This window comes from Aquabacterium sp. (assembly GCF_004297345.1).
In the GTDB taxonomy this organism is placed as follows: domain Bacteria; phylum Pseudomonadota; class Gammaproteobacteria; order Burkholderiales; family Burkholderiaceae_C; genus Aquabacterium.
This window is the reverse complement of sequence record NZ_SCTN01000104.1, coordinates 1-7,127: the sequence shown is the minus strand read 5'-3', so window position 1 is coordinate 7,127 and position 7,127 is coordinate 1. Positions and strand designations below refer to the sequence as shown.

At 61.6% G+C, this 7,127-nt stretch carries 6 protein-coding genes, 1 tRNA gene and 1 pseudogene; 1 reads left to right on the top strand and 7 read right to left on the bottom strand.

The genetic code is table 11. The features are described 5' to 3' along the window. From EPO09_RS03155 to rsmB, 6 genes are all read right to left on the bottom strand, one after another. On the bottom strand, nt 1-580 hold a 580-nt coding region (locus EPO09_RS03155), incomplete at its 3' end, for a hypothetical protein (protein WP_290640061.1). 133 nt (nt 581-713) lie between these two features. Further along, nucleotides 714-789 (bottom strand) — tRNA-Phe (locus EPO09_RS03150). 53 nt (nt 790-842) lie between these two features. Next, complete coding sequence (locus EPO09_RS03145) at nt 843-1,634, bottom strand: response regulator (RefSeq protein ID WP_290640059.1); 792 nt, start codon at nt 1,632-1,634, stop codon at nt 843-845. 33 nt (nt 1,635-1,667) lie between these two features. Beyond that, nucleotides 1,668-4,034, bottom strand: coding sequence for an ATP-binding protein (locus tag EPO09_RS03140; RefSeq protein ID WP_290640057.1), 2,367 nt, complete (start codon nt 4,032-4,034; stop codon nt 1,668-1,670). Between the two features lie 27 nt (nt 4,035-4,061). Continuing rightward, nucleotides 4,062-4,655 (bottom strand): DUF4390 domain-containing protein, encoded by a 594-nt coding sequence (locus EPO09_RS03135; RefSeq protein WP_290640056.1) that lies wholly within the window; start codon nt 4,653-4,655, stop codon nt 4,062-4,064. An 8-nt stretch (nt 4,656-4,663) separates the two neighbouring features. Then, nucleotides 4,664-6,073, bottom strand: coding sequence for a 16S rRNA (cytosine(967)-C(5))-methyltransferase RsmB (gene rsmB / locus EPO09_RS03130; protein ID WP_290640055.1), 1,410 nt, complete (start codon nt 6,071-6,073; stop codon nt 4,664-4,666). 179 nt (nt 6,074-6,252) lie between these two features. Here rsmB and EPO09_RS03125 point away from each other — a divergent pair, with 179 nt between their 5' ends. Continuing rightward, nucleotides 6,253-6,939, top strand: coding sequence for a PEP-CTERM sorting domain-containing protein (locus tag EPO09_RS03125; protein WP_290640053.1), 687 nt, complete (start codon nt 6,253-6,255; stop codon nt 6,937-6,939). On the opposite strand, the pseudogene EPO09_RS03120 reads toward EPO09_RS03125, so the two are convergent. Then, nucleotides 6,912-7,127: pseudogene (locus EPO09_RS03120) on the bottom strand (ornithine-acyl-ACP acyltransferase); the annotation flags it as partial. The gene EPO09_RS03125 and the pseudogene EPO09_RS03120 sit on opposite strands and share 28 nt — an antisense overlap.

Genomic DNA, 7,127 nt, shown 5'->3' with positions numbered 1-7,127 from the left:
TGGTACGTTTGGTTTGTTCGTGGCTGTTCTCATGTGATCCGGCTTCAAAAGTGGAGTCATTTTTGTTTTTTATATCTGCGGCAACAATGCAAAGCAGATCCACAAGCGAGCCACCAAATTCAGAGATTGCGGACAGCACGGACTCGTTCAGCACAACTGTCAATGCCGGCTTGTCATTTTCGCTGGTTCGAAACACCTGTATGCCGCAGGGGGCTGAGACGACGATAAAGGTGAGGTGATGCGTAACCTTCTTGAAGGGCACATGGCACTCATCTCCAAATCGATTTTTGCCTCTTAGTGCGTAGGTGGCGTCGCCAGTGCGCCAAAGACGCAGGTAGCCTTTGGCTTGACGCAGGTTGTGCTCGACCTGTTGATCAAGCGCTGCAGTTGAGCGTGTGAAGTAAAACAGTGCTACTAAGCCGTTGCATAGCCAAGCAAGATCTGCAGGTTCCCTGTGCGCTGATCCCTTTCGGTACTTGAGCGGGACGAACAGGAAGGGAGCTCCAAACGAACGATCCAGCATTGACTCAATGATGGCTTCCTGCTCGCTCTGCATCCCTGGGGAGCGTTGGGTGGGCATTTCTCAACCTGTCGCTTTAGCTATACATGAGCACGGCTATGTGCATGGGCTATAGCCAAGTCCATTGTAGATTTTCACCCAGAAATGTAGAAAGGCCCCGTGAGCCAAAACAGCTTACGGGGCCTTTAGATACTGGTGGCCTGGGGCGGAATCGAACCACCGACACGCGGATTTTCAATCCGCTGCTCTACCAACTGAGCTACCAGGCCATCTCTTTGCTTCAAACCGCGTTGCGGTGATCAGCGAAGACTTAGACTATACATCAATTTGCAGCAGTTTTCTTGCTGCGACCCAAATCAACACCAAGTTGTTTGAGTTTTCGATACAAGTGTGTGCGCTCCAGGCCTGTTTTTTCTGCAACGCGGGTCATGCTGCCACCTTCGCGAGCCAGATGGAACTCGAAGTAGGCGCGCTCGAAATCATCGCGTGCTTCGCGCAGCGGGCGATCCAGTTCGAAGCTTTGCTCATGTGAAGGGCCGCTTGGCGTCAGGCCATTCATGCTGGATACCGGTTGCACCGTGTTGTACGACACAGGGCTGCTGTGGTGGTGATGCACGTCGCTGGCGCCAACCAGTTCGCTGCGGATAGGTGAGCCCATGCTGGTGATGCCCGCATAAGACGATGCGGCCGTGATGGGCGTGACCGTGGCCAGATGCACGGTGGGTGCCGCCGTGGTCGCAGCGCGTGGTGCGGGCTTGGTCAGGCCTTGCTCCACAGCACGCAGCAGCTTTTGCATGGTGATGGGTTTTTCAAGGAAGGACTGCGCACCGAACTTGGTCGCTTCCACGGCTGTGTCGATGGTGCCGTGGCCGGACATCATGATCACAGGCATGGTGAGCTGACCGCTTGCGGACCACTCTTTGAGTAGCGTAACGCCATCGACATCGGGCATCCAGATATCGAGCAGCACCAGATCGGGCTTGCACTGTTCGCGCAGGATGCGTGCCTTGGCGGCGTTTTCGGCGAGTTCGACGGAGTGTCCTTCGTCGCTCAGGATTTCTGACAGCAAGGCACGAATGCCCAGTTCGTCGTCAACAACAAGAATGGTGGCCATGAATTTGTTTGACCCCTTAGATGGGAACTATGACTAGTGTGACCCAGCTTGGGCAGATTTAGATGACAGCTTTGAAAATGATAACGAAACTTGAGCCCCTCTCACAGCATGAGCTTGTGAGGGATACCCTAGTTCCGAGCTGCTTTTAGGTATCGAATCGTTGCTGTCACTGAAATTGCGCAGTCGAACTAACGCGCCGTGTTCATCGGCAATCTTCTTGACCACCGCCAGGCCAAGTCCTGTGCCCTTGGTTTTGGTGGTCAGATAAGGCTCGAACGCGCGCTTGAGGATCTTGTCTGGAAAGCCCGGGCCGTTATCGCGCACGACGAGCCGAACCGCGCGAATGCTGCCATCGTCTTTGAGTGGGGCATCGGTGCGGATCAGGACGCGAGGCGTGTCGTGCTCAGGTGGGTGCTCGCTGACCGCATCCAATGCGTTCTGCACGAGGTTGTGCACGACTTGCCGCAGCAAGGTGGCATCGCCCATGATCTGAGGCAATGCCTGGCCCAGTTCGACCAACACAGTGCCGTGTTCGATGGCGTGGCCGTACAAGGCCAGCACATCGTTGATCAGTTCATTGATATCGATCGGCACCAGCTTGGCCGTGGGCATGCGCGAGAAGTCTCTGAACTCGTTGATCAGTGTCTTGAGGGCCTGCACCTGCGTGACGATCGTGTTGACCGAGCGTGTGAGCAGGCTCCTGGATGGTTCATCCAGCTTGTCTTCCAGCTTGATCTGCATACGCTCTGCCGACAGCTGAATGGGCGTCAGCGGGTTCTTGATCTCATGGGCAACGCGGCGCGCCACTTCGCTCCAGGCTTCGGCGCGCTGAGCAGACACCACTTCTGTCAGATCGTCGAACACGATGAGGCGTTCGTTGGGCGGCAGCTCGGCGCCGCGTACCAACAGGGTCAAGGGTTCAGGGCTGGAGGGCAGGCTGAGTTCGTAGGACTCCTGCCATTGCTGGCGCTCGCCGGGGACGGGGTCATTGGCATACAGCTCGAAGCGCTGACGGATGTTTTCGGCGAAGGCTTGCAGGCCGTTGACATCGGAGAGGTGGCGGCCCTTGTAAGCTGACAAGGGCAGACGCAGGATACGCGTGGCGCCCGGGTTGACCATGTCGATACGGCCGGTGGAGTCGAACACGATCACGCCAGCGGTGAGGTTGTCGAGGATGGTCTGCAAGTGGGCGCGTGCGCTGTCGAGTTCCTGCACGCTGCGCTCGGCGAGCTTGCGGGCATCGGCGAGTTGCTGCGTCATGCCCGCAAACGAGCGTGTCAGGCCGCCGAGTTCATCGGTGGACGCCGAGAACGCTTTGGGGCGGAGATCACCGCGCGCCACTTCGCCCACGCCTTCAGCCAACAACAACAGCGGCCTGGCGAGTTGCCGGCCCAGGATGGCGGCCAATAGGAAGGCACCGAACACGGCCAGGATCAGGGCGAGTGTGAGCGTGCCGATGTACATGCGCTTGAGGCCCACACGGCCCAGCGAGCGCTGTTGATACTCGCGATAAGCGGCCTGCACGTCCAGTGCATTGCGCACCAGTTCGGGATGCAGCTTCTGCGTGACCAACAGGTAATGGCCATGCGCCTGCAGGCTGAAGCTGTTGTCGGGCATCCAGGCCAGTGCCAGCACACGTGCCACGCTGGGCAGTGGCGCACTCGTGTCGGGCTTGCGATCCAGTGTGTCGTCGTTGCGGTCGTCCAGCCCTTCAACGAGGGCCATCGCGCCTTTGCTGCGGGCCTCCTGGCGCCAACTCAGTGGCAGTCGTTCGGCAGCCAGAATGCGTGTGCCATCGCCACCGGCTGTCAGTTCCACCTGCCCGGATTCGGTCAGCAAGGTGACGACCTGCGCGCCCAGTTGTTCGCGCAAGCGCTCCAGTTCGATGATGCCCGGCGTGGCTTGTGGCCCCATTTGACCGGGGCCGCTCAATGGTGTGTTCAGGCGTTCGGCGGCCAGCCTGGCTTTGTTGGCCAGGTCGATGGTGAGGTTGTCCAGCGTGCTGCGCCCCAGGTTCAGGCCGGCTTCCAGTGCGCCTTCTACGCGCACGTCGAACCAGGTCTCGATGCTGCGCGAGACGAACTGGTAAGACACCGTGTAGATCAGCAGGCCGGGCAGCAGGCCGACCAGACCAAAGATGCCTGCCAGCTTGAGCAGCAACTTGCTGCCGAACTTGCGTGCACGCAGGCGCAAGGCCAGGCGGCCCAAGGCGATCAGGATGACCAGGATCAGGCTCGCAGCCAGCCCAACATTGGCCCACAGCAGCCATTGGTAGTGCGGTTCGTAGCGCTCGCTGTTCTGGGTGGCAAACACCAGCAGGAAGGCGAGGATCAGGCTGGCACCACCCATGGCCACGCCGGAGACGATCCAGGCCCAACGGTTGGCTTTGATGGTGCTCATGGGCGGCGTGCAGGTTGCGCCACTGGTTCAGCGCAGGGCGGGGACCCAAGCTCGGCGCTGCACGTCCAGGTTCCACTCGGGACGGCCACCCAGGCCGATTTGCAAGGGGCGGGGCAACTCATCGGTGTCCAGGCGGAAGCTGAAGTCCACATAGCAGTCCTGCTCATCTGCGCCGGGGATGGGGTCGGCAATGCGCCAGCGGTCTGTGCGACGCAGGGCGTCCATGGCATCGTTGAGGTTGGTGAAGTGGCGGCCCAATCCGTCCAGGGTGAGCTTCCACCGGCGCGTCAGGGGCTGGTAGGCCAGCCGCCAGCGCCGCGAGGTTTCGCTTCTGACTTGATCGGTCCAGTACCAGCGTTTGCGAAACACATTGGCCTCGGCCACGAACACGACGGCAATGCCTTTGCTGAGGGCCTGCTCCAGATCGCGTGGCAAGTCAAAACGAACGCTGTAGCTCAGCAGCACGCCTTCGTCACTGTGGATGATGCTGAGTTTGTCCAGATCGATGCTGCGATGTCCCGGCGTATCGGCAAGCGCAAGCCGCCCTGCCGGTGCCATGGTGGCAGCGAGCAAGGCTGAGGCGCTGCTTTTGAGCAGCTCTCGGCGGCGCATCTCGGACATCACGCACCTTAGGTGGTTTTGGACAGCAGGGCGTAGAAAAAGCCATCGCCACGGTTGTGCCGGGCGGGGTCAAGGTATTCGACCACAGGCAGCAGGTGGCCGGGCGAGGGGAGCGCCCGGGCGTCCGAAGTACGTTGCAAAAACGCGTCGATGCGATCCTGGCCTTCCATCTTGAAGATGGAGCAGGTGCAGTACAGCAGATGGCCACCTGGTTTGAGCAGCGGCCACAGCGCGTTGAGGATGGCGTCCTGGGTGCGGGCCAGGGCGCTGATGTCGGATTCGCGGCGCAGCCAGCGCACATCGGGATGGCGGCGCACGATGCCGGAGGCGCTGCAGGGGGCGTCCAGCAAGATGGCATCGAAGGGCTTGCCGTCCCACCAGGCTGATGGCTGGCTGGCGTCTGCCGCGATGGTGCGGGCCTTCAGGCCCAGTCGGGTCAAGGTCTCGTTGACGCGCACCAGGCGCTGAGGATCGGCGTCCAGCGCGGTCACATCCAGATCAGCCAGTTCGAGCAGGTGGGCGGTCTTGCCGCCAGGCGCGGCGCAGGCATCCAGCACGCGCGCGCCGGCAGGCAAGGCTTGGCCGCTGGCGTGGATCAAGAGCGGTGCGGCGATCTGTGCCGCTGCATCTTGAACGGACACATCACCTTGCTCGAAGCCTGGCAGGCGGCTGACTGGCACGCCCTGCGTGAGCACGATGTGCGCTGGTTGGTGGGGCAGCGGATCAAGGTCACCGAGGCTTGCGGCCTTGGCGTCTTCGAGGTCGGCCGCGAGGATGCCCGCGTCGATCAGTTGCTGGCGATAGGCCGCCACCGTGTGATGCCGCTGGTTGACCCGCAGCGTCATGGGCGGTTGCTCCTGATTGGCCATCAGGATGGCTTGCCAGTGATCGGGCCAGTCCTGCTTCAGGCGCTTGATCCACCAGGCGGGGTGGTTGAAGCTGGCGACCAGATCCTGGTCGATGCTGGCAAGCAGGTCGCCGCGCTCACGCAGGAAGCGGCGCAGCACGGCGTTGACCATGCCGCTGGCCTGCCGGGCCCGGCGTTTGGCTGCCTCCACGGCCTGGTCCACCAGCGTGTGTTCGTTGTACTCGGTGCCGCAGGCCAGTGCCAGCGAAGACAGCAGCAGGGCGTCTACCCAGGCTTGCGGGGCTTTGGGCACCAGCTTCTTGCGCAGCGCCTCGGCTGTGCCCAGGCGGCGCAGCGCGGCAAATGACAGGGCCTGGACGCCGGGGCGCTCTTGTGGGGCGCGAGCGGCCAGCACGTCCGTCAGTGACTGGCCTTGCCGGACGGCGGCGACGGCGTCTGCGCAGCCAATGAGCAATTGCCAGAGCGGCAGACTGCCCTTGTTGGATGACGAAGCTTCGCCAGAGACATGGGTGGCTGGCGCGGGGGATGACGGACGGGCGGATCGACTCATGGCGCGCAGTCTATGCGTTTGTACGTTCGAGTTTGTGCGTCCGATCTTGCAATTCAATACATTCTCTATGACCTAAAAATGTGTTCATCACACATTTATTGCGTAGACTGATCTCGGGCGTCTCAAGATGCATGGGGCATGGCGTGCCGCCCGATCAAGTCAATCAGGAGTGAATCAACATGTTTTCCCAACTCGGTTTTCTGGTCAGGCGGGCTGGCCCGTCGGTCGTGTGTGGCGCGCTGTCCCTGGGCGCAGCGGCTTTGCAGGCGCAAGCTGCCACCATCAGCGATCCCGCTGGCGACTTTTTGAGCACGTTTGCGGGCAGCACGAACAGCAAGGACCTGGACATCGTGTCGGCCTCGGCCACTTACGACGCCGCCACGGACACCTTCGTTTTGTCCAGCACGTCGGCAGGTGCCATTGGCAGCACGTCAACGGCCTTGTATGTCTGGGGTGTGAACGAAGGCACGGGCAAGGCCGGCTTTGCAGCCAATGGCTTGCCGGACGTGCTGTTTGACCAGGTCATCCTGTTGCGCCCGGATGGCACGGGCAACGTCGGCAGCGCGGCCTTGCCGGCGGGGGCGGTGACCATCTCCGGCAACACCCTGACGGCGTCCATCAGTGGTGCTTTGTTGCCGTCCAAGGGTTTCGCCAAGGGCGACTACACCTGGAATCTGTGGCCCCGTGACACGGCGTTCAGCAGCAAGGGTTTTGGTGCCATTGCCGATTTCGCGCCGGACAAGGTCAATTTCGCGACCACCAGCGCCGTGCCCGAACCCGCCACCTATGCCTTGATGGGCGTGGGCTTGCTGCTGGTCGGGCTGGCTGGTCGCAGGGCTCAGGCGCCCAGGAAGTGCCGGCGATAACGCGCAGGCAGATCGGCGATGCGCATCAACATGGGCAGATCGGCCGTGTTGAAGTCAGGATCCCAGGCCGGTGCGCCCAGGATCTTGGCGCCGCAACGCAGATAGCCCTTGATCAGTGCGGGCGGATCAACCTGCAGGTGGCGATCCAGTTCTTCCACCGGCAGGGGCAGGCGGGGGCGCACCTGCAG